General features: G+C 48.9%; 27 protein-coding genes. 16 read left to right on the top strand and 11 right to left on the bottom strand.

Annotated features, from left to right (window positions below; genetic code table 11):
* The first annotated feature begins 81 nt into the window (after positions 1 to 81).
* On the top strand, positions 82 to 1,539 hold the full coding sequence (locus H591_RS0104210) for a sigma-54 dependent transcriptional regulator (RefSeq protein WP_022965701.1): 1,458 nt from the start codon (positions 82 to 84) through the stop codon (positions 1,537 to 1,539).
* 83 nt (positions 1,540 to 1,622) lie between these two features.
* On the top strand, positions 1,623 to 2,453 hold the full coding sequence (gene queF, locus H591_RS0104205; RefSeq protein WP_022965700.1) for an NADPH-dependent 7-cyano-7-deazaguanine reductase QueF: 831 nt from the start codon (positions 1,623 to 1,625) through the stop codon (positions 2,451 to 2,453).
* A gap of 101 nt (positions 2,454 to 2,554) precedes the next feature.
* Here the strand turns inward: queF and H591_RS0104200 are convergent, their stop codons facing one another.
* Together H591_RS0104200 and H591_RS14830 are read right to left on the bottom strand one after the other, a co-directional pair.
* The gene (locus H591_RS0104200; RefSeq protein WP_033421003.1) at positions 2,555 to 3,799 is read right to left on the bottom strand and encodes an ABC transporter substrate-binding protein; all 1,245 of its coding nucleotides are present in this window, start codon (positions 3,797 to 3,799) and stop codon (positions 2,555 to 2,557) included.
* Between the two features lie 148 nt (positions 3,800 to 3,947).
* Complete coding sequence (locus tag H591_RS14830) at positions 3,948 to 4,811, bottom strand: HDOD domain-containing protein (protein WP_022965698.1); 864 nt, start codon at positions 4,809 to 4,811, stop codon at positions 3,948 to 3,950.
* A gap of 60 nt (positions 4,812 to 4,871) precedes the next feature.
* On the opposite strand from H591_RS14830, the gene ung reads away from it, so the two are divergent.
* Positions 4,872 to 5,594 carry a uracil-DNA glycosylase gene (gene ung, locus H591_RS0104190; protein ID WP_022965697.1) on the top strand — a complete coding sequence of 241 codons (723 nt, stop codon included), beginning with the start codon at positions 4,872 to 4,874 and terminating at the stop codon, positions 5,592 to 5,594.
* Between the two features lie 7 nt (positions 5,595 to 5,601).
* Here ung and H591_RS0104185 read toward each other — a convergent pair whose 3' ends face one another.
* Positions 5,602 to 8,373, bottom strand: a complete 2,772-nt coding sequence (locus H591_RS0104185) for a response regulator (protein ID WP_022965696.1) — start codon at positions 8,371 to 8,373, stop codon at positions 5,602 to 5,604.
* Between the two features lie 152 nt (positions 8,374 to 8,525).
* Between H591_RS0104185 and cysM the strand changes: the two genes are divergently transcribed.
* The 7 genes from cysM to H591_RS0104150 all read left to right on the top strand — a co-directional run bounded on the left by cysM (position 8,526) and on the right by H591_RS0104150 (position 15,953).
* Positions 8,526 to 9,422: a cysteine synthase CysM gene (gene cysM, locus H591_RS0104180; RefSeq protein ID WP_028244161.1), complete on the top strand. Its 897-nt coding sequence runs from the start codon at positions 8,526 to 8,528 to the stop codon at positions 9,420 to 9,422.
* The gene (gene rlmD, locus H591_RS0104175) at positions 9,419 to 10,786 is read left to right on the top strand and encodes a 23S rRNA (uracil(1939)-C(5))-methyltransferase RlmD (RefSeq protein ID WP_022965694.1); all 1,368 of its coding nucleotides are present in this window, start codon (positions 9,419 to 9,421) and stop codon (positions 10,784 to 10,786) included. The genes cysM and rlmD overlap by 4 nt, the downstream gene beginning before the upstream one ends.
* A 57-nt stretch (positions 10,787 to 10,843) precedes the next feature.
* Positions 10,844 to 13,087, top strand: coding sequence for a GTP diphosphokinase (gene relA / locus H591_RS0104170; protein WP_022965693.1), 2,244 nt, complete (start codon positions 10,844 to 10,846; stop codon positions 13,085 to 13,087).
* 86 nt (positions 13,088 to 13,173) lie between these two features.
* Entirely contained in the window at positions 13,174 to 13,515 is a 342-nt protein-coding gene (locus H591_RS0104165) for a zinc ribbon domain-containing protein YjdM (protein WP_022965692.1), read from the top strand.
* A 195-nt stretch (positions 13,516 to 13,710) separates the two neighbouring features.
* Positions 13,711 to 14,928, top strand: a complete 1,218-nt coding sequence (locus tag H591_RS0104160) for an argininosuccinate synthase (protein WP_022965691.1) — start codon at positions 13,711 to 13,713, stop codon at positions 14,926 to 14,928.
* A 212-nt stretch (positions 14,929 to 15,140) separates the two neighbouring features.
* Positions 15,141 to 15,458: a hypothetical protein gene (locus H591_RS0104155; RefSeq protein WP_022965690.1), complete on the top strand. Its 318-nt coding sequence runs from the start codon at positions 15,141 to 15,143 to the stop codon at positions 15,456 to 15,458.
* Positions 15,459 to 15,503: 45 nt separating this feature from the next.
* Positions 15,504 to 15,953 carry a YcgN family cysteine cluster protein gene (locus H591_RS0104150; protein WP_022965689.1) on the top strand — a complete coding sequence of 150 codons (450 nt, stop codon included), beginning with the start codon at positions 15,504 to 15,506 and terminating at the stop codon, positions 15,951 to 15,953.
* A 66-nt stretch (positions 15,954 to 16,019) separates the two neighbouring features.
* Here H591_RS0104150 and H591_RS0104145 read toward each other — a convergent pair whose 3' ends face one another.
* The 7 genes from H591_RS0104145 to ygfZ all read right to left on the bottom strand — a co-directional run bounded on the left by H591_RS0104145 (position 16,020) and on the right by ygfZ (position 21,190).
* Complete coding sequence (locus tag H591_RS0104145; RefSeq protein WP_022965688.1) at positions 16,020 to 16,373, bottom strand: YajD family HNH nuclease; 354 nt, start codon at positions 16,371 to 16,373, stop codon at positions 16,020 to 16,022.
* Positions 16,370 to 16,675 (bottom strand): monooxygenase, encoded by a 306-nt coding sequence (locus H591_RS0104140; RefSeq protein ID WP_022965687.1) that lies wholly within the window; start codon positions 16,673 to 16,675, stop codon positions 16,370 to 16,372. Before H591_RS0104140 ends, H591_RS0104145 begins: the two co-directional genes overlap by 4 nt.
* Positions 16,676 to 16,746: 71 nt before the next feature.
* On the bottom strand, positions 16,747 to 17,232 hold the full coding sequence (ubiT, locus tag H591_RS0104135; RefSeq protein WP_022965686.1) for a ubiquinone anaerobic biosynthesis accessory factor UbiT: 486 nt from the start codon (positions 17,230 to 17,232) through the stop codon (positions 16,747 to 16,749).
* Positions 17,226 to 18,116, bottom strand: a complete 891-nt coding sequence (locus H591_RS0104130) for a U32 family peptidase (RefSeq protein WP_022965685.1) — start codon at positions 18,114 to 18,116, stop codon at positions 17,226 to 17,228. Before H591_RS0104130 ends, ubiT begins: the two co-directional genes overlap by 7 nt.
* Positions 18,117 to 18,127: 11 nt before the next feature.
* Positions 18,128 to 19,123 (bottom strand): ubiquinone anaerobic biosynthesis protein UbiU, encoded by a 996-nt coding sequence (gene ubiU, locus H591_RS0104125; protein WP_022965684.1) that lies wholly within the window; start codon positions 19,121 to 19,123, stop codon positions 18,128 to 18,130.
* Between the two features lie 252 nt (positions 19,124 to 19,375).
* Positions 19,376 to 20,215, bottom strand: coding sequence for an HDOD domain-containing protein (locus H591_RS0104120; RefSeq protein ID WP_022965683.1), 840 nt, complete (start codon positions 20,213 to 20,215; stop codon positions 19,376 to 19,378).
* Between the two features lie 33 nt (positions 20,216 to 20,248).
* Positions 20,249 to 21,190, bottom strand: coding sequence for a CAF17-like 4Fe-4S cluster assembly/insertion protein YgfZ (gene ygfZ / locus H591_RS0104115; RefSeq protein ID WP_022965682.1), 942 nt, complete (start codon positions 21,188 to 21,190; stop codon positions 20,249 to 20,251).
* 120 nt (positions 21,191 to 21,310) lie between these two features.
* Here ygfZ and H591_RS0104110 point away from each other — a divergent pair, with 120 nt between their 5' ends.
* Together H591_RS0104110 and H591_RS0104105 are read left to right on the top strand one after the other, a co-directional pair.
* Positions 21,311 to 21,565: an FAD assembly factor SdhE gene (locus H591_RS0104110; RefSeq protein WP_022965681.1), complete on the top strand. Its 255-nt coding sequence runs from the start codon at positions 21,311 to 21,313 to the stop codon at positions 21,563 to 21,565.
* Entirely contained in the window at positions 21,549 to 22,001 is a 453-nt protein-coding gene (locus H591_RS0104105) for a protein YgfX (RefSeq protein WP_028244158.1), read from the top strand. Before H591_RS0104110 ends, H591_RS0104105 begins: the two co-directional genes overlap by 17 nt.
* Here H591_RS0104105 and nadB read toward each other — a convergent pair.
* Positions 21,970 to 23,586: an L-aspartate oxidase gene (gene nadB, locus H591_RS0104100; RefSeq protein WP_022965679.1), complete on the bottom strand. Its 1,617-nt coding sequence runs from the start codon at positions 23,584 to 23,586 to the stop codon at positions 21,970 to 21,972. The two genes, H591_RS0104105 and nadB, sit on opposite strands and share 32 nt — an antisense overlap.
* Before the next feature lie 312 nt (positions 23,587 to 23,898).
* Between nadB and rpoE the strand changes: the two genes are divergently transcribed.
* From rpoE to H591_RS0104080, 4 genes are read left to right on the top strand one after another with little or no spacing between them, the layout of a single operon-like run.
* On the top strand, positions 23,899 to 24,477 hold the full coding sequence (gene rpoE / locus H591_RS0104095) for an RNA polymerase sigma factor RpoE (protein ID WP_022965678.1): 579 nt from the start codon (positions 23,899 to 23,901) through the stop codon (positions 24,475 to 24,477).
* A gap of 33 nt (positions 24,478 to 24,510) precedes the next feature.
* Positions 24,511 to 25,122 (top strand): sigma-E factor negative regulatory protein, encoded by a 612-nt coding sequence (locus H591_RS0104090; protein ID WP_022965677.1) that lies wholly within the window; start codon positions 24,511 to 24,513, stop codon positions 25,120 to 25,122.
* A gap of 3 nt (positions 25,123 to 25,125) precedes the next feature.
* Positions 25,126 to 26,103, top strand: coding sequence for a MucB/RseB C-terminal domain-containing protein (locus H591_RS0104085; RefSeq protein ID WP_022965676.1), 978 nt, complete (start codon positions 25,126 to 25,128; stop codon positions 26,101 to 26,103).
* The gene (locus H591_RS0104080) at positions 26,096 to 26,548 is read left to right on the top strand and encodes a SoxR reducing system RseC family protein (protein WP_022965675.1); all 453 of its coding nucleotides are present in this window, start codon (positions 26,096 to 26,098) and stop codon (positions 26,546 to 26,548) included. The genes H591_RS0104085 and H591_RS0104080 overlap by 8 nt, the downstream gene beginning before the upstream one ends.
* The last annotated feature ends 23 nt before the right edge of the window (positions 26,549 to 26,571 follow it).

The following is a 26,571-nucleotide window of genomic DNA, read 5'->3' as shown; positions in this document are numbered from 1 at the left end:
GTGGTTATTTTTGACTTTACTAGTGGCAGTTTGCCGTTATGCCAAGTTGGCGTCCTTTGTTTTTTGAGTTAAGTAGTCCTTATGTGGCGAGAAACGAAAATCCTGCTGATTCACGATCAAGCTGAACAGCGTAAAGAGTTTGCTAACATCCTCACTTTCTTAGATGAAAATCATCTGGTGTGCGAAAGTGCAAATTGGCGTACGGCTGTCTCAGAGTTAACGTCCAGTCGTGGTGTGTTGTGTGTGCTTTTGGGGGGTATCAATAAAGCTCCGCGTTTGGCTGAAGTGATTACAGAGTTGGCCGAGTGGGATGAGTTTATGCCCATTATTTTGCTTGAGAGCGAAGAGACTCCGCCATTACCGGTTGATGTGAAAGCTGCGGTTCTAACGCGTTTAGAAATGCCTGCCAGTTACACCAAATTATTGGATATTTTGCATCGTGCCCAGGTGTACCGCGAGATTTATGATCAAGCTGCTGAGCGTCGTACGCAGCGTGAACCGAACTTGTTTCGTAGTTTGGTCGGTGCCAGCCGTTGCATTCAGAATGTTAGGCAAATGATGCAGCAAGTTGCTGAGACGGAAGCCAGTGTGCTGATTCTCGGTGAGTCAGGCACTGGTAAAGAAGTCATTGCGCGCAATTTACACTACAACTCGAAACGCCGTGATGGACCGTTTGTACCCATTAACTGCGGAGCAATTCCGGCTGAGTTATTGGAAAGTGAGCTGTTTGGTCATGAAAAAGGCGCTTTTACCGGCGCTATCAGTGCGCGTGCTGGACGTTTTGAGCTGGCTAAGGGCGGGACGCTGTTTCTTGATGAAGTCGGTGATATGCCGCTGACTATGCAAGTTAAGTTATTACGAGTGTTACAGGAGCGCATTTTTGAGCGCATTGGTAGTAATAGTTCATTAACCGCAGATGTACGCATTGTTGCGGCAACCCATAAAAATCTTGAAGACATGATTGAGTCAGGCGATTTTCGTGAAGATTTATTTTATCGTTTAAACGTCTTTCCCATTGAAATGCCTCCGTTACGTGAGCGCACAGAAGATATTCCTCTGCTCATTAATGAGTTGGTGTCGCGGATGGAGCATGAGAAACGTGGTTCGGTGCGTTTTAATGCGGCGTCCATTATGTCTTTGTGTCAGCACAGCTGGCCGGGTAACGTGCGAGAACTGGCAAACCTTGTTGAGCGCATGGCGATCATGTATCCGCACGGTGTGATTGGCATCAGTGAGCTACCAAATAAATTTCGTTACATCGAAGAAGATAATGGTATTCAAGAGATGCGAGAAGAACTCAGTGAGCGCGCTGCCTTGTTAGCGCCCACAGTTGAGGTACCGACGAGCTCGACACAATTACCGTCTGAAGGTATGGACTTGCGTGAATACTTAGCCGAGCTCGAGCAAGATCTCATCCAACAAGCGCTGGATGAAGAGGATGGTGTGGTGGCGCGCGCGGCTGAGCGACTTAATATCCGTCGCACAACATTGGTTGAAAAGATGCGCAAATACGGAATGGGCCGTAAAGACGAAGATTAAACATCTGTGTCATGAGTTAAGGCTGCGAGTTGAGCTCAGTTTCTTTACAATGCTGCTCTTTATTTATTTATGGAGCGGCATTCATGCATCAGCATCCGGCGCAAGATTCCCCCCTCGGTAAAAGTAGTGTTTACTTAAGTCAGTATGATGCCAGCTTATTGTTTGGGATTGCGCGAGCGACCAAATGGAATGAGTTAGGTTTTAGCGCAAATAATTTACCCTATGTTGGTGTCGATATTTGGAATTGCTATGAGTTGTCGTGGTTGCTGCCGTCCGGTAAACCGGTGGTGGCAATCGGGCAGTTTATCGTGCCGGCCAACTCTCCTAATATTATTGAATCAAAATCTTTTAAGCTTTATTTAAACTCGTTCAACCAAAGTGAGTTTGCAAGTTTTGCTGATGTACGAGCGCGATTAACTGCTGATTTATCCAAAGTGGCTGGCGCGCCAGTATTGGTTGAGTTGAAGACGCTTGAGGATGTTGTGACAGAGGGCTTACATGCGCCGCAGGGCATGTGTATTGACGAGCTTGATGTCAGTATCAGTCGTTATGATCATCCTTCAGCGCAACTCTTATCATGCAGTGCTGAGCGGGTTGAAGAGCAGCTCTACAGTCATTTGCTCAAATCCAATTGCCCAGTCACTGGACAACCTGATTGGGGTACGGTGCAAGTGCATTACCGCGGAAAGGCCGTTGATCATGCAAGCTTATTGGTTTACTTGGTTAGCTTTCGTCAACATCAAGATTTTCATGAGCAATGTGTTGAGCGGATTTTCTTAGATTTACAGCGCTTGCTAGAACCCGACTTTTTAAGTGTAAGCGCACGTTATGTGCGCCGTGGAGGGCTGGATATTAATCCGTATCGCAGCACTGCACAGGCAACGACGACTAACCTACGTTCGGCGCGGCAGTAGCTGCTAATGTTGACGTTGTTTGTCTAGGAAATAAATGAGCAGACATTAAAAAGCCGCGCTTTTACTGGCGCGGCTTTTCTTTAACACTTTATAGCTTAACCCTATTGAAGTCTGTTGGGTTTCCCTGCTTTAGCGCGGTCTTCTTGCCACTGTTCTTGGCTTTGCGCAGCTTGGCTGGCTTCGACACGCTCAAGAATCGTGAAGTAGTCTTGCTTCGAAGGGTGAGCCATAACGTCATTACGAGAGTTGGCTTGTACCACGTAGACTGTTTGTATGTTTTGATGATCAAACGCACGCCATTGTGCAGCATCTTTTAGCAGTGTGTAATCATGACCTTCCAGTGCTTTGATGACGGCCTCGCTGTTGGTGGTTTTACTGCGAGTTACCGCATCAGCCCACTGTTTTACAACGGTGTAAGCAGAAGCAGCAGCACTAGGCGGATATAACTCATAGGCTTTATTGAAGTTTTTAACAAAAGCCATACCTGCTTCTGATTTTTCCAGTTCAGGTGCACGCCATAACCAATGCTCAGTGCCAATCACGCCAGCCATAAGTCCCGGACCTGCTTGCTCGATGACTGATTGGGTCAAGTTTGGCGCAATAATCTGCACTTTTTTGGTCAATCCCATCGTTTCAGCTGTTCGCATCGCGCGGACTAAATCGTGTCCATAAAGCACCAGAACAATGATATCAGCGCCACTGTCTTGTGCTTGTTTAAGCGTTGAATTGTGGTCTGATTGTTTTGCAGTGGGGAAGGGCAGTAATACGCCTTTGTGCTTGCTGGTGTCGCTGGTGTTGGTGTTTTCGCGTAAAGCTTGCTCTGAGCTGTGGCCCCACGTGTAATCTGCGGTCACGTAAAAGTAGGTTTTATTTGGGAATTTTTCTGATAAATATTTGCCCAGTGCACGCCCTGTCATTGTTGCGCTAGTGCTTTCACGAAAGACATAGCGGTGGCCATTTTTGCCGGTTACATCGTTTGAGTAACCAATGGTGGCAAAGTAAATCGTATTGAGTTGGCGTGCGCGTTCACTAGCAGCAATCGCAACCGCGCTGGATACACTGCCGAATAGCATCACTGCGCCTTCTTCAACGAGCTTTTCTACGTTGCGAATCGCCTTTTCAGGGCGTGAAGCGGTGTCGCGAGTTAATAGCTTAATGGGTTGGCCGAGTAAACCACCTTGCGCGTTGATTTCATCAATAGCCAACAAGGCGCCGCGCATTTGCGCTAACCCTTCTTCCTTATAATGCCCTGTGCGCGGATAATTGAGACCGATAAGTATAGGATCAGCAGCCAGTGCTGAAACAGTCGTGGCGACCCATAAGGTCAGAGCAATAAGCATACGGATCACGAAGATCTCCTTATCTTGGAGCATAAAGGGATTGAGTAGTGGGTGACTGTGCAGTGATACCTGATTATAGGGAACTGTATTTTAGTCGTAGTCGTAGTATTGGTTTTGCGCGCAACGCAATATTTGACTCGGCAGTCTAGTCTTATCAAAGTACTCGAGTTTTGACACCGAGCAATACAAGCCACAAATTAACCTGTTGTTTATAGGATTGCACAACGCTTTCAGAGTCTAAATCGTTAAATAATTGCTGAGCCAGTGGTAGCTTTGATAATGCTTGTTCGCGATCAGCTTGTTGCATCGCTTCGGCAATTTGTACCACTTGATAGAGTTGTGAAGGTGTTTCATTTGATAGCTTTGTGCTGCTGCAACGATAGCGAGCGCAATCGACTAGATGGCTAGGTTGCTTCCAAGCAGAAAGCAACACCGTGCCGATTTGTGCAGACAGTTGATCGCAGAGGTTATTTAAGTTTTCTGGTTCGCGTGATAGTTGCGGCCAGTTCTCGAGTTCCGCCAGTAGCGGCAAACTGCCAATGTCTTGGAAAAGCCCACCCAGTAATGCATCGTCTGCGCTCAGGTTTGGAACTGAACTGCTTATACAGACAGACCAAGCAGCACGCACTAAAGAGGCATTCCAGCGGGCGCGAAAGATTTTTTGTAATGCCAATTCTTTACTAATAAATAAGTTGCGTACTGAAAAACTTAAAACTAAGTTATTGAGTTTATCAGTGCCTAGGCGTGCTAAAACATCTCGCAGCGTGCGACACGGGCGTGCGCTTTTCAATAGAGGACTGTCAGCAAACTGCATTAAGTAAGCAGCTAATGGCGGATCGCTATTAATGACCCGACTTAGATGTTCTAAGGAAGTATTAGGGTTTTTTAACAAGCTGCGAATGCGTAATGCGTTTTCTGGCATTTGCGGAGTTTTAGCAGTGCCTTTTAGAAAAGCGCTTAGCAACGAATAATGCAATGCCTGCCGGGCTGAGTTTTGTGTTGTATGTGTGTCACTCATTGACAAGTTATCCTGGCTTTCTTAGGGTGCTGGTTTTTATATGTATAACAGGTTTAGATAATGACGCAGTATAACCGTATTAAGCTGGAAAGTAGCTGGAAAGAGGCTTTATCTGCTGAGTTTGAACAACCTTATCTGCAGCAATTGTCGAATTTCTTGCGCGACGAAAAACAACAAGGCAAAGAAATTTACCCGCCAGGCTCGCTGATTTTTAATGCGCTTAATTTAACGCCTTTACCTGCGGTGAAAGTCGTCATTCTCGGTCAAGACCCTTATCACGGTCCTGGACAAGCCCATGGTTTGAGCTTTTCGGTGCCAGAAGGCATCGCCGTACCGCCGTCATTGTTAAACATGTACAAAGAACTGCAGCGCGATTTAAATATTCCTATTGCTAAGCATGGCTGTTTACAGAGCTGGGCTGAGCAAGGTGTGCTATTGCTCAATACCACGTTAACGGTTGAAAGAGGACAGGCGGGGGCGCATGCAAAAGCCGGGTGGCAGCGTTTCACTGATCACATTATTGACTGTGTCAGTCAGCAGCAAGCGCACGTGGTATTTATGCTGTGGGGCGCGCATGCACGCAGTAAAGGCGAGCGCATTGATGCCAGCAAACACCTGCTGCTGACCTCGGCACACCCTTCGCCTTTGTCTGCTTATCGCGGCTTTTTAGGTAATGGTCACTTCAGTCAGTGCAATAAGTTTTTGCTGCGCACCGGACAAATACCGATTAATTGGCGCTTGCCGGAGCTTACTACGAGCGAACAGGCAGATTTATCGCTCTGAGACGCGATTATTGCGCGCCTGCTTGCTGAGATAAGTGAGCCAGTAAACGGGCAATCGCTGCGTCCAGTTCATCCAGCGCTGGATCAATCTGCGCTACATTTTCTTTAATCAAGATTTCGCAGGTTTTGCAGATGGCGCGTAACTGCGGCACACCACAATATTGGGTGGCGCCATGAATGCGGTGAATACGCTCCAGCAAGGCATTGCGATCTTGTTGTGCACGCGCTTGCTGCAAGTACAAGCGGTCGCTGGGCAATGATTCGGCGAGCAGATGTAGCAATTCTTTGGCTAAAGATTCTTTGCCGTTGGATAAAGCTCGGCCTTCTTGCAGGTCAATAATGGGCAGTTGTTGATGCTGGGTGATTTGCTCCTGCGATAGTGTAAATGTGCTTTGGTTGCCGATGAAAATGCCTGTCCATTTCGCAATGGCCTGGGCCAATGATTGCTCACTGATTGGTTTACTTAAACAATCATTTAAACCCGCTTGCAGAAAAAGATGAGTCTCGTGTGGCAATGCGTGAGCGGTTACCGCGATGATAGGTGTGGCTTCCAATTGTTGATTGCGCTCCCAAGTGCGCATGGCTTCAGTGCACTGCTGGCCACTCATCACCGGCATTTGAATATCCATAAACACAATGTCAAAAGGTTGCTGCTGAAACAGAGCCAATGCTGAGTGTCCGTTGTCGGCGACACTGACTCGCGCGCCCATATCGGTTAGGAGTGTTTTGATCAGCAATAAGTTGGCGGGATTGTCGTCAACACATAGCGCATGCGCCGCGTTTAAACCAAGCTCTATTTGTGGTGGTGCAACAGGACTGGTGTCGATGCAAAGTAAGTCGTTTACTGCATGTTGCAAACGGCGATGGCAAGTAGGTTTGCTGAGCATTTGCTCACAAAAAGGTCTGCCGAGATTATTTTGGAAAACGGTAAAGTCGCTGGTGCTGCAAACCAACAAAACTTCGCAATTTAATTGCTGCAAGGCATTGAGCAGCTCTTTAAGTTTGTGCAGTTGGTGCTGCTGAGTGTTAATGCCCAGCACGGCGATATGGTATGGCTGCGCCGTGCCTGCTGCTTGCTGCACCTGTACCAGCAGTGCGTCTAAGCTGTTGATGCTATCAACGTGCAAGCCGCAATCTTCTAATTGATGAGCAATGGCTTGCTGAGCGAGAGGGTGCGGCTCATGCAACACAGCACGGTGGGTTAATGCTTTGGCTTCGATTGCATTAAGGTCACTGCTATAGGTTTTTGCTAAGCGCAAACTAAACCAGAACTCAGAGCCCTCGCCAGGCACGCTGTTAACGCCGATTTCTCCGCCCATGTGTTCAACGAGGCGTTTGGAAATTGCAAGTCCTAGACCTGTGCCGCCAGCTTGTCGAGTCAGCGAGTGGTCGGCTTGACTGAAGGCTTGGAAAAGCGTGCTTTGTTCAACATCATGCATACCGATTCCGGTGTCTTGCACGCTGATCCGTAGTTGCGCAAACTCTTCATTTTCATCTTCCAGCATGGCGCGTACAACAATGCTGCCTTCGCGAGTAAACTTAATCGCATTACCCGTCAGATTGGTGAGGATTTGTTTAATACGTTGTGCATCGCCCATCAGCGTGCGAGGGGTATCACGGTAAACGAGGCTGAGTAGTTCTAGATGTTTTTGGTGCGCCGCTGGAGCAAGCAAGGTTAGGGTGTCTTGAATTAAATCACGCAGATAGAACGGTGCGTGATCCAACACCAGCTTGCCAGCTTCAATTTTCGAAAAGTCTAAAATCTCATTAATGATATTAAGCAGGCTTTCAGACGAATTAATAATGGTGTTGAGGTAGTCCTCTTGGCGAATGGTCAGATCGCTTTTTTTCAATAGCTGAGTAAAACCAATAATGCCGTTGAGTGGCGTACGAATCTCATGGCTCATATTGGCGAGAAATTCTGACTTGATACGGCTGGCTTCAATGGCTTCTTTGCGGGCTAAATCCAACTCGATATTTTGAATTTCGATGGTTTCTAGATTATGCCGCGCATCATCTAAGGCCTGATCAATGTTGCTTTGTAACTCTTCTTGGGCATGTTGCAGCGACTGCGCCATCAAATTAATCCCGTTTACCAAGTCATCTAACTCATGGCTACCGGGTGAATCAAGGCGCGTATCAAGGTGGCCGTCACGAATGCGGGCGACACCTTTTTTAATATTATCCAAGGGGATATTGATAGTGCGACTGAGGCGTAAAGCTAAAAGAGCGGTAATCATTAAACCAATAAGAATCATTGAAATCGTAATAAAAACGCTGCGGTAGCCTTCTAACAAACTCGCGTGATGCGACAATTCCAAGCTGATCCAACCAATCGGAGCCTGCTTCGCTGCGTCTTCTAGAGCGCCATTTGCGCTGTTGGATGAGCGCGGGTAGAGTGGCAAAATCAGCTGTGAGCTTGCATCTGTAGAAAAAGTGGTGAGTTTGGTTATCGCACTGAAGTCCTGCTTACGCATGGACGGGCCGTTGTGCACGATGACGCGATCCGGTGCAGCGACAATACGAATGGAGCGAACGTCTTTAAGCTCAATGGCATCTTGCGCAATGCGAATCAGCTGTTCACTTCTGTCGCTATCTAAAGATTGAGCACCGGCCAGTGACAGTTGATTGAGAATCAGCTCGCCGCGCTGTAACAGTTGTTGCTGCAGGTCGTTGAGCTGAGAATAGCTAAACCATGCGCCCAATAACCCGGCAAACACCCCAGATGGCACCAATGTCAGCAGTAAAACGCGTCCTTTAATGCCAAGGTTGGTCAGCATGCTTTGATTCTCCAAACAATAAAAACAATTATCACGGCAAAAATAGCGCGGCTTTATAACCTAGAGTTATAAATTGATACCTTCGTGAGTTATGGACTCTAGGCATTTGGCGCTATCATAGGCTTCTTTTTATTTTGATGCCGCTGCTTATCATGACCGTTCACTATCCAACCTTGGCCGACTGCATCGGCAATACTCCGTTAATCCGTTTACAGCGTCTTGCGGGTGACAGCTCCAACACTTTACTGGTAAAGCTGGAAGGCAACAATCCAGCCGGTTCGGTGAAAGACCGTCCAGCCTTGGCGATGATTGAGCGGGCCGAGCTTAGCGGCCGCATTAAGCCTGGCGACGCGTTGATTGAAGCAACTTCAGGTAACACCGGGATTGCCTTGGCCATGGTCGCAGCGATCAAGGGCTATCGGATGCTGCTGATTATGCCAGACAACTCAACTGCCGAACGTAAAGCTGCGATGACGGCTTACGGCGCTGAATTGATTTTAGTTGAATCAATGGAAGCTGCCCGCGACTTGGCGTTAGAGATGCAAGCGCAAGGTCAAGGCGTGGTGTTGGATCAGTTTTCCAATCAAGACAATCCAACTGCGCACTACAGCACAACAGGGCCGGAGATCTGGCAGCAAACCCAAGGGCAAATCACTCATTTTATTAGTTCGATGGGCACAACCGGCACTATTATGGGTGTGTCGCGCTACCTGAAAGAGCAAAACCCCAATGTGCAAATTGTTGGTTTGCAGCCCAAAGAAGGCGCTGCGATTCCTGGAATTCGCCGTTGGCCTGAAGCCTATTTACCCAGTATTTTTGATGCCAGCCGTGTTGATCAAGTGATCGATATGGGCCAGCAAGAAGCCGAAGATTGCATGCGCCGCTTAGCCCGCGAAGAGGGCATTTTCTGTGGTGTCTCTTCCGGTGGTTCTGTCGCAGCCATGTTACAAGTGGCAAAAACCGTCGAAAACGCGGTGTTAGTTGCCATTATTTGCGATCGTGGAGATCGCTACCTATCCAGCGGTATTTATGCACCGGAGTCAGTATGAGTCGCCCTAAAGCACCAAAAACATTACGCTTTCAACCTGCGGGTGGTGAGCGTAATTCGTTGCCAGTGGGCAAAAAACAAGTGCTGAACATTGAGCGTTTAGCCCATGACGGTCGAGGTATCGCGTTCCTAGAGGGGCGCACTTGGTTTGTCAGTGGCGCGTTACCTGGCGAGCAAGTACAGGTTCAAGTGTTATCGGCGCGCAGTAAAGTCGTCGAGGCGCAAGTTGTCGCCATCCAAACCAGCAGCCCAGAGCGCATCACGCCTGAGTGCCAGTGGGTTGGACAGTGCGGTGGCTGCACCTTGCAGCACATCAGCCATGCGCAGCAAGTGTCGCTTAAGCACGACAACTTGGTTGAACAATTAAATCGTGAAGGCGTGACGCCGCTCGCCTGGGCCGAGCCGCTAGTTGGGCCGGCTTTTGCTTACCGCCGGCGCGCCCGTGTTTCAGTGCGTTATGAGGTCAAGCAAAAGCATGTGGAGGTGGGCTTTCGCGGTTTAGCCACTACGGCGATTGTCGAAGTGCAAAATTGCGCTATTTTAGTCGAAGATTTACAGCCACTGTTTGCTGGGTTAACTACCTTGTTCAATGCTTTCCAACAGCCGCAAACGCTGGGTCATGTAGAGTTGTTTAGCGGTCGCAGCAATGCCTTGCTACTGCGTCATACCCAAGCCTTGCATGCAGATGATCTGCAGCAACTGCGCGCTTACTGCGCAGGGCATAATGCACAACTGTGGTTGCAGGGCATTGGTGAGCCGCAGCCGGATCAAGCAGGGCAGACGCTCAGTTATCAATTGCCAGAGTTTGGTTTAGATATTGCGTATCAGCCGGGCGATTTTGTTCAAGTTAATGCGCAGATGAACGAAGCAATGATTGCGCAAGCCTTGGATTGGCTAGCGCCGCAAGCGGATGAGCGCGTATTGGATTTGTTTTGCGGCTTAGGTAATTTCGCTTTGCCATTGGCGCAGAAAGTTAAAGAAGTGGTGGCGGTCGAAGGTGTTGAGTCGATGTTGGCACGCGCCAATGAAAATGCTCAGGCGAATCAGCTAAGTAATGTGCACTTTTTCCATGCGGATCTGTCTACATCGCTGCGTGACAAAGAGTGGTCAAAGCAAACTTATGCGGCGGCCTTACTGGATCCGCCACGTGAAGGCGCACAAGCGGCAGTGACTGATTTAGCTAAAATGAAAGTTGCGCGTATTTTGTATGTGTCGTGCAATCCAGCCACTTTGGCGCGTGATGCGGCAGTGTTGATTGCCCGCGGTTATCGTCTACACAAAGCCTGCGTGCTGGATATGTTTGCACAAACAGGGCACACCGAAGCGATGGCTCTATTTGTAAAGAAAGAAGTTGTAAAGAACTAAGCGGTCTACCGAGTGTAGTCGATGGGGTTGAAGAGTCTTTGGCTCGAAGGATTGGTAATGGTACAGGTCAGAACAGAGCAGCCGGTTAGCCAAGATGGCAGTATTGATTTGCAAAGTTGGGTCGCGCAAATTGTCGCGATTGATCCGCAGTTGGATGCCGAAGGCTTACTCAGTGCTTGTCAGTTTGCCCGTGATGCTGAGCAAAAAGCCAAGGCTGCAGACAATATCTGGGCAGAAGGCACGTCAAGCTTACAAATTGGCTTAGAAATTGCGCAAATCTTAATTGATTTAAAACTCGATCAAGAAACCCTGATCGCGGCGATTCTGTACCGCACTGTGCGTGAGGGTAAAGCGCCTTTAACTGAGATTGAGAAGCTGTTTGGCCCTGTGGTCAGCAAGTTGATCGACGGCGTACTGCGTATGGCGGCGATCAGTGCCAGTCTCAACCCAAGGCAAAGCGTGGTACTTAACTCGCAAGCCCAAGTGGAAAACCTGCGCCGCATGTTAGTGGCAATGGTCGATGATGTGCGTGTGGCGCTGATTAAGCTGGCTGAGCGCACCTGCGCGATTCGTGCGGTGAAAAACGCCCCAGAACACAAACGCTATCGTGTTGCCCGTGAAGTCTTTGATATTTATGCACCGCTGGCGCATCGCCTAGGTATCGGTCATATCAAATGGGAGCTGGAGGATCTGTCCTTTCGTTACCTTGAGCCTGATCAGTACATGCACATTGCCGGTTTGCTGCATGAACGACGTATCGACCGAGAGCAATTTATTCGCAACGTTGTGCAGCAATTACGCGACGAGCTGAAAGACGCGCAGGTTGACGCCGACGTCAGTGGGCGAGTCAAACACATCTATTCAATCTGGCGCAAAATGCAGAAAAAAGGTCTGCAGTTTAGCGAGATTTATGATGTGCGCGCCGTGCGTATTCTCGTCCCCGAGGTGCGTGATTGTTATACCGCGCTGGGCATTGTGCATACGCGCTGGCGCCATATTGCCCGTGAGTTCGATGACTATATCGCCAACCCGAAAGAAAATGGCTACCGCTCATTGCACACGGCGGTGATTGGCCCAGAAGGCAAAGTGTTGGAAGTACAGATTCGCACCCAAGCCATGCACGAAGAAGCCGAGCTGGGTGTGTGTGCACACTGGCGTTACAAAGGCACCGATGTTGATGCGCAGTCTGATCACTATGAAGAAAAAATTGCTTGGCTCAGACAAGTCTTAGAGTGGCATGAAGAACTTGGCGATATTGGCGGCCTTGCTGATCAAATTCGCGTCGATATTGAGCCCGACCGTGTTTATGTCTTTACTCCAGACGGCCATGCGATTGATTTGCCACAAGGCTCAACGCCGCTCGATTTCGCCTACCGCGTGCATACTGAAATTGGTCACAATTGCCGTGGTGCCAAGGTCAATGGACGCATTGTGCCGCTCAACTACAACCTGAAAACAGGTGAGCAAGTTGAGGTGATTACTGGCAAAAATGGCGCGCCCAGTCGTGACTGGCTCAATACCAACTTAGGCTATATCAACACCACCCGTGCCCGCGCCAAAGTGGTGCATTGGTTTAAGTTGCAAGCCCGTGATCAAAACGTTGCAGCCGGTAAGCAAATGCTTGATCGCGAAATGGCGCGCTTGGCAATTGGTCCGGTTAATTATGAACGCCTTGCTGATAAGTGTAATTTAAGAGGCAGCGAAGACTTATTCGCCGCTTTAGGTGCCGGTGATGTGCGTTTAGCCCATGCCGTAGGACTGGCGCAACAGCTGCTCGATCCACATGAACGCAGTGTCCAGCAGCTGGATCTGATTCCACGCAAACCGACGCAGTACAGCAGCGCGCAGCGCGATGAAATACGTATTCATGGCGTCGGTAACTTATTGACGCAGATGGCTGGTTGCTGTCAGCCGGTGCCGGGCGAGCCGATCGTGGGCTACATTACCATTGGCCGTGGCGTCACCATTCACCGTCAAGATTGTCCAACGGCCTTACAATTGCGCAGCCGTGAACCTGAGCGGATGATTCAAGTGGGGTGGGGCACTGAGCCGATTAAAACCTATCCGGTTGATGTCTTGGTGCGCGCTTATGATCGCTCAGGCTTAATCAGCGACATCTCGCAAGTGCTGCTCAATGAGAAAATGAACGTTGTAGCGCTGCAAACCAGCACCAGTAAAGAAGACAATACCGCAACGCTCAATTTAACCGTGGAAGTTCCAGGTTTAGATGAGTTAGGGCGTTTACTGGGGCGTATTTCGCAGTTGCCGAATATCATTGAGGTGCGCCGTCAGCGGCATTAACCGCGCAGACTAAAGGGCTAATTGGCCTTAATGAGTTGGGTTCGCTATTCTTAGCAGCCCATTACTGTTTAGAAGGATGCTATTGCATGTCAGATTTGCCAGCATGCCCTGCGTGTCAGGAAGAGATCACCTACCCAGATCGCGAGAATTACGTGTGCGCGACCTGTGGTCATGAGTGGCCTATGGATGGTTCTGAAGTGACCGAAGACAGCGATGCTAAAGTTGTGCGCGATGCGCATGGCACGCCGTTAGCCGATGGCGACACAGTTGTTTTAATCAAAGATTTAAAAGTTAAGGGCAGCTCGACGGTGATTAAAATGGGCACCCGTGTCACCAATATCAAAATTGTTGATGGCGACCATGATCTCGATTGCCGTGTCGATGGCATGAAAATCATGCTCAAATCAGAGTTCATGAAGAAAGCCTAAGCTATCCCGTTTGAGTTGCCGCTGCGCGACTTGAGCAACCTACGCAGACTGATGAAGACATAGGCTCCAAGTTTTCCTCAGTCTGCGTCATTTTCAGGGTGAATATTCTATTGCAAGCCATGTTGACACTATAAATTATTGGCGGTCAGCAGTAGAATAACGCCTTTATCGCATAATTCTCGTGGAGTTGAAGGCATGTCAGACGTCAAGAAGGTGGTTCTCGCCTATTCCGGTGGCTTGGACACTTCGGTCATTCTTAAGTGGCTGCAAGATACGTACAACTGTGAAGTTGTTACTTTTACCGCCGACCTTGGTCAAGGTGAAGAAGTAGAACCTGCACGTGCAAAAGCACAAGCCCTAGGTGTTAAAGAAATCTACATTGACGATCTACGCGAAGAGTTTGTTCGTGACTTTGTCTTCCCGATGTTCCGCGCCAACACCATCTACGAAGGTGAGTACTTACTCGGTACTTCAATCGCGCGTCCTTTGATTGCTAAGCGCTTGATTGAAATTGCCAATGAAACCGGTGCGGATGCTATTTCCCACGGCGCAACTGGTAAAGGTAATGACCAAGTGCGTTTTGAACTGGGTGCTTATGCCCTGAAGCCCGGTGTAAAAGTCATTGCGCCTTGGCGTGAGTGGGATTTGTTGTCGCGCGAAAAGCTGATGGATTACGCAGAAAAGCACAACATCCAGATTGAGCGTCACGGCAAGAAAAAATCACCATACTCAATGGACGCCAACTTACTGCACATCTCCTACGAAGGCGGTGTGTTGGAAGATACCTGGACTGAGCACGAAGAAGACATGTGGCGTTGGACCAAGTCGCTTGAAGAAGCCTCTAGCACCCCACAGTACATTGAACTGACCTACCGTAAAGGTGATATCACCGCGATTGATGGCGTTGATATGTCACCAGCCACAGTTTTGGCTGAGCTGAACCGCATTGGTGGTGAGCATGGTATCGGCCGTGTTGATATCGTCGAAAACCGTTACGTGGGCATGAAAGCCCGTGGTTGCTACGAAACCCCAGGCGGCACCATCATGCTGCGCGCGCACCGTGCGATTGAGTCAATCACCCTCGACCGTGAAGTTGCTCACCTGAAAGATGAGTTGATGCCTAAGTATGCCTCGTTGATCTACAACGGCTACTGGTGGAGCCCAGAGCGCGTGATGCTGCAACAGATGATTGATGCATCACAAGCCAACGTCAACGGCGTGGTTCGTTTGAAACTGTACAAAGGTAACGTTGTAGTTATCGGCCGTAAATCAGACGACTCACTGTTTGATGCGGCGATTGCCACCTTTGAAGACGATGCCGGTGCTTACGACCAAGCGGATGCTGCAGGCTTTATTAAGCTCAACGCACTACGCTTACGCATTGCTGCCACCAAAGGCCGCAAGTTGTTGTAAGAGGGGATAGCTAGTTTATCTCTAGTGTTAAAAAAGCCACCCTCGCGGTGGCTTTTTTACGCGTTGCATAAAGTGAACTTAAATGGCGGAAGTATGGTTTTTTATATTCTTGCTTATTTTACTGCCGGTTGCTATCCCTTTTTCAATTCGTACTTACGGGTAAAAGTAACAGCTTTGCGCTACACTGCGGATGTCGTTAAGTAGGTGATAAAATGATCAAAAAAATGCTGGCAGTTCTACTTCTAGTCTTACCTGGTGTCGCTTTAGCTTTTCCATTTGAAGTGGAGAAACAGCTGAATGGTGCAGAAATAGCAGTTGATACCTTAGATTTAGGCAATAATATGCCTTCAGTGTCGCTCTCCAACTATGGTGCGCGAGCTGCGGTTTGTAAGGTTCGTTTTCGTAATGGTCCTGAAGCTCCGCGTACTCGCCGAGCGCGTGTAGCTGCTGGCGAGACGGCGCATTTAACTGCACGCTTTAATAACACTGTGATTAAAATGCGTGTTCAGGTTGAGTGTAAGCAAGATTAGGCTTAACTCAATAAAGATGAGTGTTGAGTAAGGGTAGATCAGGGTATGGCGGCAATTGTTCAGGGTTTTTGGAAACGCAAAACGCTTGCTGAGCTTGATCAGGAAGAGTGGGAGTCATTGTGCGATGGCTGTGGTTTATGTTGTTTGCAAAAGCTTGAAGATGAAGATGATGGCTCGGTGTTCTACACCAATATTGCCTGCAAGCTATTGGATTTAGATACCGCGCGTTGCAGTAACTATCCAGGTCGCAAAAAATTCGTGCCGGATTGTATTCAGTTAACCGCAGATCAAGCAGATGCGTTTCGCTGGTTGCCAACCACCTGTGCCTACCGTTTGGTGCATGAAGGTAAAGACTTATTTGTCTGGCATCATTTGGTGTGTGGGAATCGCGATGCGGTGCACACAGAACGTGTTTCACAGTTAGGCCGTATGGTCAGTGAAATGGATGTGCATGAAGATGATTGGGAAAAGCATCTGATTTTTAGATCAGGCTAGTTGCTGATATCAATGCATGATCCCTATGCTCTGTGGGGGGGCAGCGCAGGGAAGTTTTAAAGAGCATTAAGAATCTTGTTTTTTAAGCAAATCAGCTAACCCAGCTAAGCCTTTAAAGGTTTGTTGTGGGCCTTTTTGGCCGGCGCTTTCTTCTTTCTGATAATGCATATCAACTTGGCGCTGATGTTCATTGTCATGACAGTACAAGCATAACAGCTCCCAGTTTGAGCCGTCAGAAGGGTTGTTATCATGATTATGGTCGCGGTGATGCACTGTCAGTTCGCTAAGGCCTTTGCCGCTAAACTCACGACTGCAACGACCACAAAAGTGTGGGTACATTTTTAACGCTTTGTGACGGTAGCCGCTTTCACGCTCTTGATAGGACTGCGCGAGAATTTTATCGAGCTTACTGGTAGTCATTGAATGGGTCCTTTGCAGATTAAACTCAGCGGGTTATTTACTGAAAAGAGTTTAGCGCGAATGCCAGTTACGCCACCGGCGGTTAAACGTGCGCTGTGCATTTCAAGGTAGTTTTGTGCAGCAGTTGCATCACTAAACAAGTAAACACCGCCAGCTTCTTGCGAGGCAGTATTCTCAGTCCAGATTTTCCAGATCAAGCCAGGTTCTTCGATGATTGACTCGGCCAGAGGCTGCATCGCTTGATGCATCTCTTCACCAAATGGTCCAGTAAATGGGAAATCAATTTGCAGTAGGGTCGGCATTACCAAGCTCCATCAATATTTAAATGGATAATAGAGCTTGGCTGAGTAATGCTCAAGGTGCTGACCGGGGATTAGTTGCTCGTCGGCAGCGCTTGTTTGCCTAAGGTTTCAATGGTTTGCCAGAGCCAGTGCGGCAAGTCATCAGAATCAAGGCTGTCGATCATGTTTTTCACCGCTAAACCCAATTCGGTATCGCCATCAATTTGTAAGCGGCGACGAAAGAATAGTGTGTCAGGGTCTTCTTGACGGCTGGCCAGTAATAAGAATTCGCGCCAGTTGCCGCTAATGGTTACTTCAACCGCGGCACGCTCTTGAATCAGTAAACGATTGCTGTGCGGATCTTTACTTAAACACCAGGACAGGTTCAAGTCATTGACCCGTAAACGCATCCAGCGTCGCTCTAAAATATCGAATAAGCCATCTTGCATGGCTTGCGCAAATACCTGATTTAAACTGCGCTGCAAAGCAAAACGCTGTAAGAAAAAAGGCATGTGGGTGGCCAAAGGCAAGACGCGATCGCCTGCCGATAATAAAAAAGGCGCTGCGCGGTTTAACATAAGCCGACCTCCTCAACGCTGACCATGCCTGGGCGGCCATGCCAGTAGCCGTTACAACCTTGTACAGCAAGCGGTGGCAGATGACCTTGGCGTACGCTGTCCCAAGCAGTAATGATCTCACTCATGCCTTGGGCGCGTGGACTTAAGCGTGCAATATCAGTTCCAGCTGCTTGTAGCGAGGGGAAATCAGCCAACAAGTTATTGATTTCCGCAGACATGGTTTGAATACCGTTAATGGTAAACAGGGCTTGGCCTTCTTGGCTGAGCAGTGGAATACCTTCTTCGTACTTAATGCAGCACAGATCGCAATCATCTTTTGGACGGTTTTCTGAGCGGGCAGTAAAGCAGCGTGCGGAATAGGCTAAAGGTAAATGACCGTAAGCAAAGACTTCAACTTCAGGGCGTGCCACACCCAGCTCATCAAGCTGTTTGAGTGCTGCTGAAATGATTTGCGCTGAGCACTCAACCGGTGGCGACCAGCGTGTCATGCCACACTTGATAAATTCGGCAAGTGTTTGGCCATTGTAAATATTGAGGGCAGGGCCACCCACGAAAGGCACGTTTTGCTGGCTCAGATAATGCACCGCTGACATGTCATTGGCCTCAACCAAAAACTCGCCATTGCCACACATGCGCTTCAAACTGGACAGTTCGGACGCTGCTTCCACTAAAGTCAGTCCCGAGAGTACGACTTGCGCCTGACTTTGTTGCTGCATGTCGCGGGCTAAACCGAGCCAGTCGTCCAGTGATAATGAGCGACGTTTTGAGCAAACGGTTTCACCCATGTAAATAATGTCGAGCGGTTGCTCTGCCATATCGGCATAAAACTGCATCAAGATGTCGCGATCCCAGAAGAATAAAACTGGGCCTAAAGAAAGTTTCATAATGATTGCCTCTATTGCCATGCGCGATGGTAAGCACCGAGAGTGGTTTGACTGCCTTCTGATAGCCCCGCCAAGGTTTGTCGCCAAATGGGCTCGACCTTGTACTGTTCGGGGGCTTGGCGATGGCTGTCTAAGGCTGCGCGCCAGACGCGAGTAACTTGCTCAACGTAAGCTGGGCTGCGCTGGCGGCCCTCGATTTTTACCGCACTGACGCCAATTTTGGCCAGTTCAGGAATCAAATCCATGGTATCGAGGCTGGTCGGTTCTTCTAAAGCATGAAAACGCTGACCGTTGACCATAAAGCGGCCTTTGCACAAGGTGGGATAACCTGCTGATTCGCCTTCACTGTAGCGATCAATTAAGACTTCATTAAGACGTGAGGTCAGTTCACCGTCTTCATTGCTCCAGCGAACTGCTTTAGCGGGCGAGCAAACACCGCATAGATTGGGTGATTCACCGGTGAGGTAGGAAGATAAATGACAGCGACCTTCGGCCATAATGCACAGGCTGCCAAAAGCAAAGACTTCAATCGGTACTGGGCTTTGACTGGCGACATGCTTAACTTGCGCCAGTGACAAAACGCGCGGCAAAACAGCGCGCTTGATGTTGTAACGTTCTTGATAAAAGGCCAGTGCCGCCGCATTGGTGGCTGAGCCTTGCACCGAAAGGTGCAAATTAAGTTGTGGGTGGTGTTTCGTTGCGTAGGCTAAAACGCCAAGGTCTGCCGCAATTAAGGCGTTTACACCTAAATCAGCAGCTTGATCAACAGCGCGTTGCCAGCGGCTCCAACCTTCGGGTTGGGCGTAGGTGTTGACGGCAATATAGACGTGTTTGTTGTGTTGATGGGCAAAAGCCACACCGCTTTCCAGTTGCTTGTCATCTAGGTTTAAACCAGCAAAGTGGCGCGCATTGGTATCATCACGAAAACCAACGTAGACAGCATCTGCGCCTTGGCGAACAGCGGCTTTTAGGGCGGGCAAACTACCGGCAGGACAAACCAGTTGCATGGGAACTCCTCACTTCAGGCATGGACACAAGCATCAGTTGGCAGGTCCAATTTAACTGCTGCAATCTAAGCAGATTGACGCAAGGAAGCCTTGATGGAGGTCAATTATGAGGGAGTGACTTTTTATTCTTATCTGCAGGCAGCAACAATAAAAATAATAAAGGGGGGATGAGTTAGGTTTTCAAGTTGGGAATAAACCTGCTATTGGCTGACGGTTATCAGGCGTGATATAGCAGGTTTCAGGGTGACAGTATCAGGCTTGCAGCATTAGCATGGCGGCTTCCATCGACGCTGATAAGTCCTCATCATCATTGATGCGGGTTTCCACGTCTAAGCCCAGTTGCGCGAATGCAGCAACCTGGCTCCAATCCACTTGAGATAATGGATGATCGCTGTCTGCGTGGCTCTGCAGGGTGGCTACTTGCACAATGTCAATATAATCAACGGATTTTGATTGACGCCCAAAATCGAGATAGTTTGCTGGTATCGCAGAGATTTGTTCGGGGAAGTCCCAAGCACGTAAAATACGCTCACCTAAAACAGGATGAATGCGATCAATAATATGGTTCAGACTGATTGAGTCTTTTAACAGAGCCTCACTTGCTTCGGCATAAGTCAAAATAGGTAAAATACCGATTTGATGCACAAGCCCAGCGAGTGTCGCTTGATCAGGTTGCAGACGTGTAAAATGGCGACAAAGAACATGGCAGATTCCAGCAATTTCAGTGCTTCGATTCCAGACATCACGCATTTTACTGTCAATTACATCCGAGGTAGCTTGGAACATTTGCTCCATAGCTAAACCGGTAGCTAAGTTCGCAGTGTAATTGATGCCCAAACGGCTGATCGCCATATTTAAGTCGGTGATTTCTTTATTGGTGCGTAGCAGCGGACTGTTAACAACTTTAATTAGCCGTGCAGTCAGTGCCGCATCATTACCAATGACTTTACTCAGCGCCGGAATGCTGATGTTAGGGTCTTCAGCTGCTTCACGCACTCGTAAAGCAACCTCAGGTAAGGTTGGTAAAACTAACTCATCATTTTCAATTGCTTCTAGTAGTTCGTTTTGAACTTTTTCTGCTAATGTGCTCATGCACATACTCCTTTAATGCTGCTCATCAGTTGATCAGCGCAAAATTTCACGATCAGTATCTAATGCGTAGGGCAGTTCAAGTTGCTCCAGCAAGTTTTTTTCATCGCCGTCTAAGTAAATACGTCCATCACCAACCGCATCATCTAAGGCGGTAGCTAATAGTTCTATACCGTACTCACTGCGCGCTGCGCTGACAACTTCGCCTACGGAGCTTGAGTGCACCGGCGACAGTAGCGCTGTACCTGCTGCTGGAATGTTTTCTGTGGCCAATTGAAAACGGTACATGTGGCGTTTTAACTTGCCCAGATACTGCATGCGAGCGACGATTTCTTGCCCGGTGTAGCAGCCTTTTTTGAAGCTCACGGCATCAAGGGCAGGCAAATTGAGCATCTGTGGAATAAATTGCTCACGGGTTGGCATGGTGACGTGGCCAATACCGCTACGGATTTGTGCCAGCAACCAAGTATTGAGTGGCGCCTCGCTCAGGTGCCCCAGCAAGCGTTTACGCAAGCATGGGCCTTCATCGGCATGCACCCATAATTCAGTCAGTTCGGCAGACACGCGCACCGCAATCATATTGTTATGGTGCACAGTGCTATTGGTTTCTGCCGGCAGTTCAATGCCGAGCGCAGTCAGTGCTGCATCACCTTGGTATAAGCCAAAGCGGCTCCAGAGCGCGCTATCATCAGTCAACTTGGTTTTAGAAAAAACGGCAAATTTTTGCAACTCGGCCAGTTGTGCGACTAAAATATCTTGGTCCATGGCTAGTAAATAGCCGTCATTTTCTAAAAGCACACGAAAACTTGATAACATGCGTCCTTTAGGCGTGCAGCGCGCACCTAAGCTGCTACGCTCATCGCTAACGTAACCAAGGTGGCAGGTGATTTGCCCTTGCAGGAAGGTTTTTGCATCGGGGCCACGTACGGCAAGAATGCCTTCGTGGTTTAACGGGGTAAAACTTGCACAATCAGTCATGACTGTCTCACTGGTAAATAAAGCGTGGGACTATCATAGAGGGCTAAAGAGATCTTGTCAGCGTGTGTTGTTCGGTAACAGCTGTCTTATACTTAGTTTATTCTTTTTTTGGAGTGTGTCATGTCTATCGAAACAGAAGTTAAACGTCTTTATTGGCACAGTCGTCGCGGTATGTGGGAGCTGGATCAGTTGCTGGTGCCTTTTGTTGAAGAGCGCTATTTAGAGCTCGATGAAGCCGATCGAGAGCGTTATCGTTTACTTCTGGATTGTGAAGATCAGGATATTTTTGGCTGGTTTATGCGTCGCGCCGAGCCGGACAGTGACGATTTAAAGCGCATTGTTGCATTGGTTTTGGATCATGCACGGCCGAAGTAATACATTTGCTTGCCACTGGCAGCCGTCGCTGAGGTTGTCAGTGTTAGCTGTATTGTTTTCTGTGCTGGCGTGTGTGGCTGTGGTCTTGTCGGCTGTGGAATGGGCTTGGAAACTTGGGGTTTTGACCTTGTTGCTTGGCCAGATCATCTGGCAACTGACGCAGTTGCTTCGATTACAGCAGCCAACCCAGCGCCGAGGCCTGCGTTGCACTGCTAATGGCTGGCAAGTGTGGGACGCGCAGCGGGGTTGGCAGTCAGTGCAGCTGCGTGCTGATAGCATGGCTATTCCAGCGCTGGTGCTGCTGCGTTACCGTAGTGCTGATCAATGGTTTTATCGCACCTTACTGGTTGGTACTGATAGTTTGCCTGCAGACAGCTATCGACGCTTGCGGGTGCGGTTAAAATTCAGCCGTCAACGCTGGCGGGCCGTAAGATAGTATCCTCAGCTAATTCTGCAAGCTCTGGGTAGTCCAACGTGTAATGTAGGCCACGGCTTTCTTTACGCAGCATGGCTGAGCGAATAATCAGATCCGCCACCAGAGCAAGATTACGCAGTTCAATTAAATCGCGACTGACACGATAATTACTATAGAACTCATCAATTTCGCTCAGTAGCAGACGTACTCGGTGCTGTGCGCGCAATAAGCGCTTATTGGTACGCACAATGCCCACGTAGTCCCACATAAAGCGTCTAAGCTCATCCCAATTGTGGGCGATAATCACGTCTTCATCAGAGTCTGTGACCAGACTTGCATCCCAGTGCGGGAGCTGATCAGGGAGGTTTACGTGCGCTACTTGACAACTTATATCTGCAGCCGCCGAACGGGCATAGACAAAACACTCCAGTAATGAGTTGCTGGCCATGCGGTTGGCACCGTGCAGGCCAGTAAAACTGGTCTCGCCAATGGCATATAAATTAGCAATATCAGTGTGGCCGTGTTGATCGACAACTACGCCGCCACAAGTGTAATGGGCTGCCGGTACGACAGGAATAGGCTGCTGGGTAATATCAATACCAAAGGCCAAGCAACGCTCATAGACCGTGGGGAAGTGTTCTTGGATGAAAGCAGCGGATTTGTGGCTGATGTCCAAATACACACAATCAATACCTAAGCGCTTCATTTCGTGGTCAATGGCACGGGCCACGATATCACGCGGTGCCAGTTCGAGACGTTCATCAAAGCGCGTCATAAAGCGCTCACCGTTTGGCAGCTTTAGATGTGCGCCTTCACCACGCAAGGCCTCGGTGATTAAAAAGTTTTTCGCTTGCGGATGGTATAAGCAAGTGGGGTGAAACTGATTGAATTCTAAATTGCCAACGCTGCATCCAGCGCGCCAAGCCATGGCAATACCATCACCACAGGCGCTGTCAGGGTTACTGGTATACAAATACACTTTGGCTGCACCACCAGTGGCGAGGACGACAAAGCGTGCGGCATAGGTATCCACTTCATCAGTTTCACGGTCTAGCACATAAGCCCCCAAGCACTCATTGCCTTGGCGGCCGATTTTGCTGGCAGTAATTAGATCGACGGCTACTTGCTGTTCAATCAAATCAATATTACTGCGTTGGCGTGCGCGCTCTAATAAAGTCGTGAAAATAGCGGCGCCAGTTGCATCGGCGGCATGAATAATGCGTCGATGACTGTGCCCCCCTTCACGGGTCAAATGGTAATTGAAGTGCGATGTATCTTCATCCGTATCATCGTTACGAGTAAAGGGCACGCCTTGCTCAATCAGCCAGTCAATGGCGCTGCGACTGTTCTCAACAGTAAAACGTACGGCGTCTTCACGGCATAAGCCGGCGCCGGCAATCAGTGTGTCATGGACGTGCGATTCGACCGTGTCAGTGTCATCGAGCACTCCAGCTACACCGCCTTGCGCCCAATACGTGGAGCCGCTGGAGAGGTCGCCCTTACTCAGTACGGCAATACGCAAATGGCTAGGCAGGGTCAATGCGGTGGTTAAACCTGCGGCTCCACTGCCGATGATTAATACGTCATACTGGTAATATTGGCTCATTATGAGGATCCGCTTTAAGTCCGAGATGAAGGCGCTGGCTAGTATAGCGCTGGATTGCTTGGCAAAATACTTACAAATGCGGGGAACTTTAATAGGAAAGGGTGGCTCAATAGTGGCGTATTTCATTAAACAACGCGTATGAGCCAAGAAAACGTTACAGTAAAGGCCGTGCATGGCTGTGGTGAGTCTGATCTTCGACACCAGCTATGTTTTTGTGGCCGTTCAATGTGGAGAGAATTTTTATGGCGCAAATGAGTTGTGCTGAGCGGTTTAAAAATACAGCGTGGATTGATTACGCGCTGAGGGTCACACATGACGCCAGATGATGATCAGACGTTAGTAGAGCGCGTGCAAGCAGGGGATAAGCGTGCTTTCGATTTGTTGGTTTTAAAGTATCAGCATCGCATTATGGGGTTGGTGGTTAGGTTTGTGCATGATCCGCACGAAGCTCAGGATGTGACCCAAGAAGCCTTTATTAAGGCGTACCGTGCTCTTGCTAATTTCCGTGGTGATAGCGCCTTTTATACGTGGCTGTACCGTATTGCGATTAATACCGCAAAAAATTATTTGGTCTCACGCAATCGTCGTCCCCCAAGCAGTGATGTCGATTCCGGTGATGCGGAATTTTATGATGGCGATCATGCTCTAAAAGATATGGCGTCTCCTGAGCGCTTAATGTTGCGTGATGAAATTGATGCCACGGTGCAAGAAAGCATTAAACAATTACCAGAAGATTTGCGTTCAGCGCTAACTTTACGAGAATTTGATGGTCTTAGTTATGAGGACATTGCGACTGTGATGCAGTGTCCCGTAGGTACAGTGCGTTCGCGCATTTTTCGGGCACGTGAAGCTGTTGATAAAGCCTTGCGCCCTTTGTTGCAAGACGCTTAGTGCGCAACGCCAAACCAATTGAGGAACCTAGATATGAACCAGCAAGTCCTTCAGCAATCACTCTCTGCGCTCATGGATAATGAGGCCGATGAGTTAGAGTTGCATCGAGTTCTTAAAGCCTCTGATGAGCCAGAGTTACGTGCTGCATGGACGCGTTATCAGGTAGCCCGTGCAGCCATGCACAACGAGGCAGTATTTGCTCCAATAGATTTGTCAGGGCAAATTATGGCCGCCATTGATGCTGAGCCAGCCCTCGCGGCTCCAGTAGCAGATACGGAAATTATTGTGCCGCGTAAGGCAGGCTCTATGGCTTGGCTTGGCCGGGTTGCGGTTGCCGCATCCGTGACTTTAGCTGTTTTAGGTGGCGTGCGTTTCTACAATCAAGATGCGCTCCCGCAAGATGCTTTAGTTGCGCAAAGCGAACAGCGCTTACCGGCAACCGCGCAGGCGCAAGGCTCGGTTGTTTTGGCCAGTTATAATGCTCAAGGCCAGAGTGCGCCAGTCGCTGAAACGGTAGCGGGCCAAGAATCATGGTATGAGCGTCGCCTACCAAGTTATCTACGCCAGCATGCACAGCAAAGCAGTGTTAACAAAACTGAAAGTGGCCTGCCTTATGCACGTGCTGCGAGTTTGGAAGGTCAATAACGCATGCGATTAAAAGCTTTATCTTCTGGCATGGCTCTATTTGCAGTATTGACTAGCGTTGCCGCTGCACAACCGGCTAGTCAATGGCTGCAGCGTTTGCAAGTGGCGCAGGATACGCAAGGCTATCAAGGTGCCTTTGTGTATGAGCGCAAAGGTGCATTTTCTACCCACCAAATTTGGCGGAGAGTGAATGCAGATAAAGCGATTGTTGAGCGTTTTTTACAACTTAATGGACCGGCTCATGAAGTCGTCCGTGTTGATGGCCAAGTGATCTGTATGAGTGGTGTCATTGCTAACGCTCTGTCATCCGCTGATGTCTGGCCAGTGCAGGCTTTTAACCTTAAAGAGTTAGAAGCAAGTTATGAGGTTCGCGAGCTAGGCCAGTCTAGAGTGGCAGGGCGTGATACCGTTGTCTTATTGTTTGCGCCACGTGACCAGCATCGCTACCCCGTTGAATTGCATATTGATGAAACCACTGCGATTCCATTAAAAACCCTATTACTTAACGAGCAAGGACAGCTGCTGGAGAGGTTCCAGTTTGTTCAGTTTCAGGCTGACAGTGATAATAATCTGCTGGTTTCAAAAAGCCCTGCGATGACGCCTAGTGCAGATTGTCAGACTGTTTCAACAGTAGCAGTGATGCCAGATGCTGAGCTTGATGTTGATTGGTCGGTGAGCTGGGTACCGCCGGGCTTTAGCTTGATTAATAGTCACTATCGTCCTTCAGAAGACAGTGAAACTAATGTTCTCACTCAGGTTTACTCTGACGGTTTAGCGCACTTCTCAATTTTTTACGAACGTATTGATAGCCTGATTGCAGAAGGTGGTCGACGTTTATTGGGGCCGACCTCAGTCGTCTCTAGGAAGGTCACTGTAGATCAACAGCAAGTGATGGTGACTGTAGTGGGTGAAATCCCGTTAGGCACCGCCGAGCGAATTGCTGTGTCGATGCAAGCAGGTCAGGAACCTAGCGATGATTGAGGAGGCAGGTGTTGTTGTAACTGTTGAGCCCGACGCTGTTTGGGTGGCAACGCAACGTAAAACCACCTGCGGCAGTTGCTCTGCACGAATGACTTGCGGCCAAGGCTTAATGACCAGTCTCGCGTCAGATAAAAAACCACACTTGATTAAAATCAGTACAGATTTGCTGCTGCGTGAAGGTGATCAAGTCACCTTGGGTATGCCGGAAGAGTTGCTGGTGCGCAGCGCTTTTCTCGTTTATATGTTGCCGCTGCTTGCGATGTTTATCAGTGCGCTCGGGGTCAATGCCTTGAATGCTTCGGAACCATGGATTATTTTTGCTGCAGTGCTAGGGTTTCTTGCAGGCGCGCTGTGGGTACGCTATTACAGTGATCGTTATATTGATGCTGCAGCGATTCAGCCGGTTGTGCTGTGTCGACAAATTGCCGTCAGCCCTGCGCTTTAAGTTTGATTAAAATAATGGAGAGT

Origin of the sequence: Denitrificimonas caeni DSM 24390 (assembly GCF_000421765.1) — a bacterium.
In the GTDB taxonomy this organism is placed as follows: domain Bacteria; phylum Pseudomonadota; class Gammaproteobacteria; order Pseudomonadales; family Pseudomonadaceae; genus Denitrificimonas; species Denitrificimonas caeni.
Note: the sequence above shows the minus strand (reverse complement) of the source record. Positions and strands in the feature narration are given on the sequence as shown.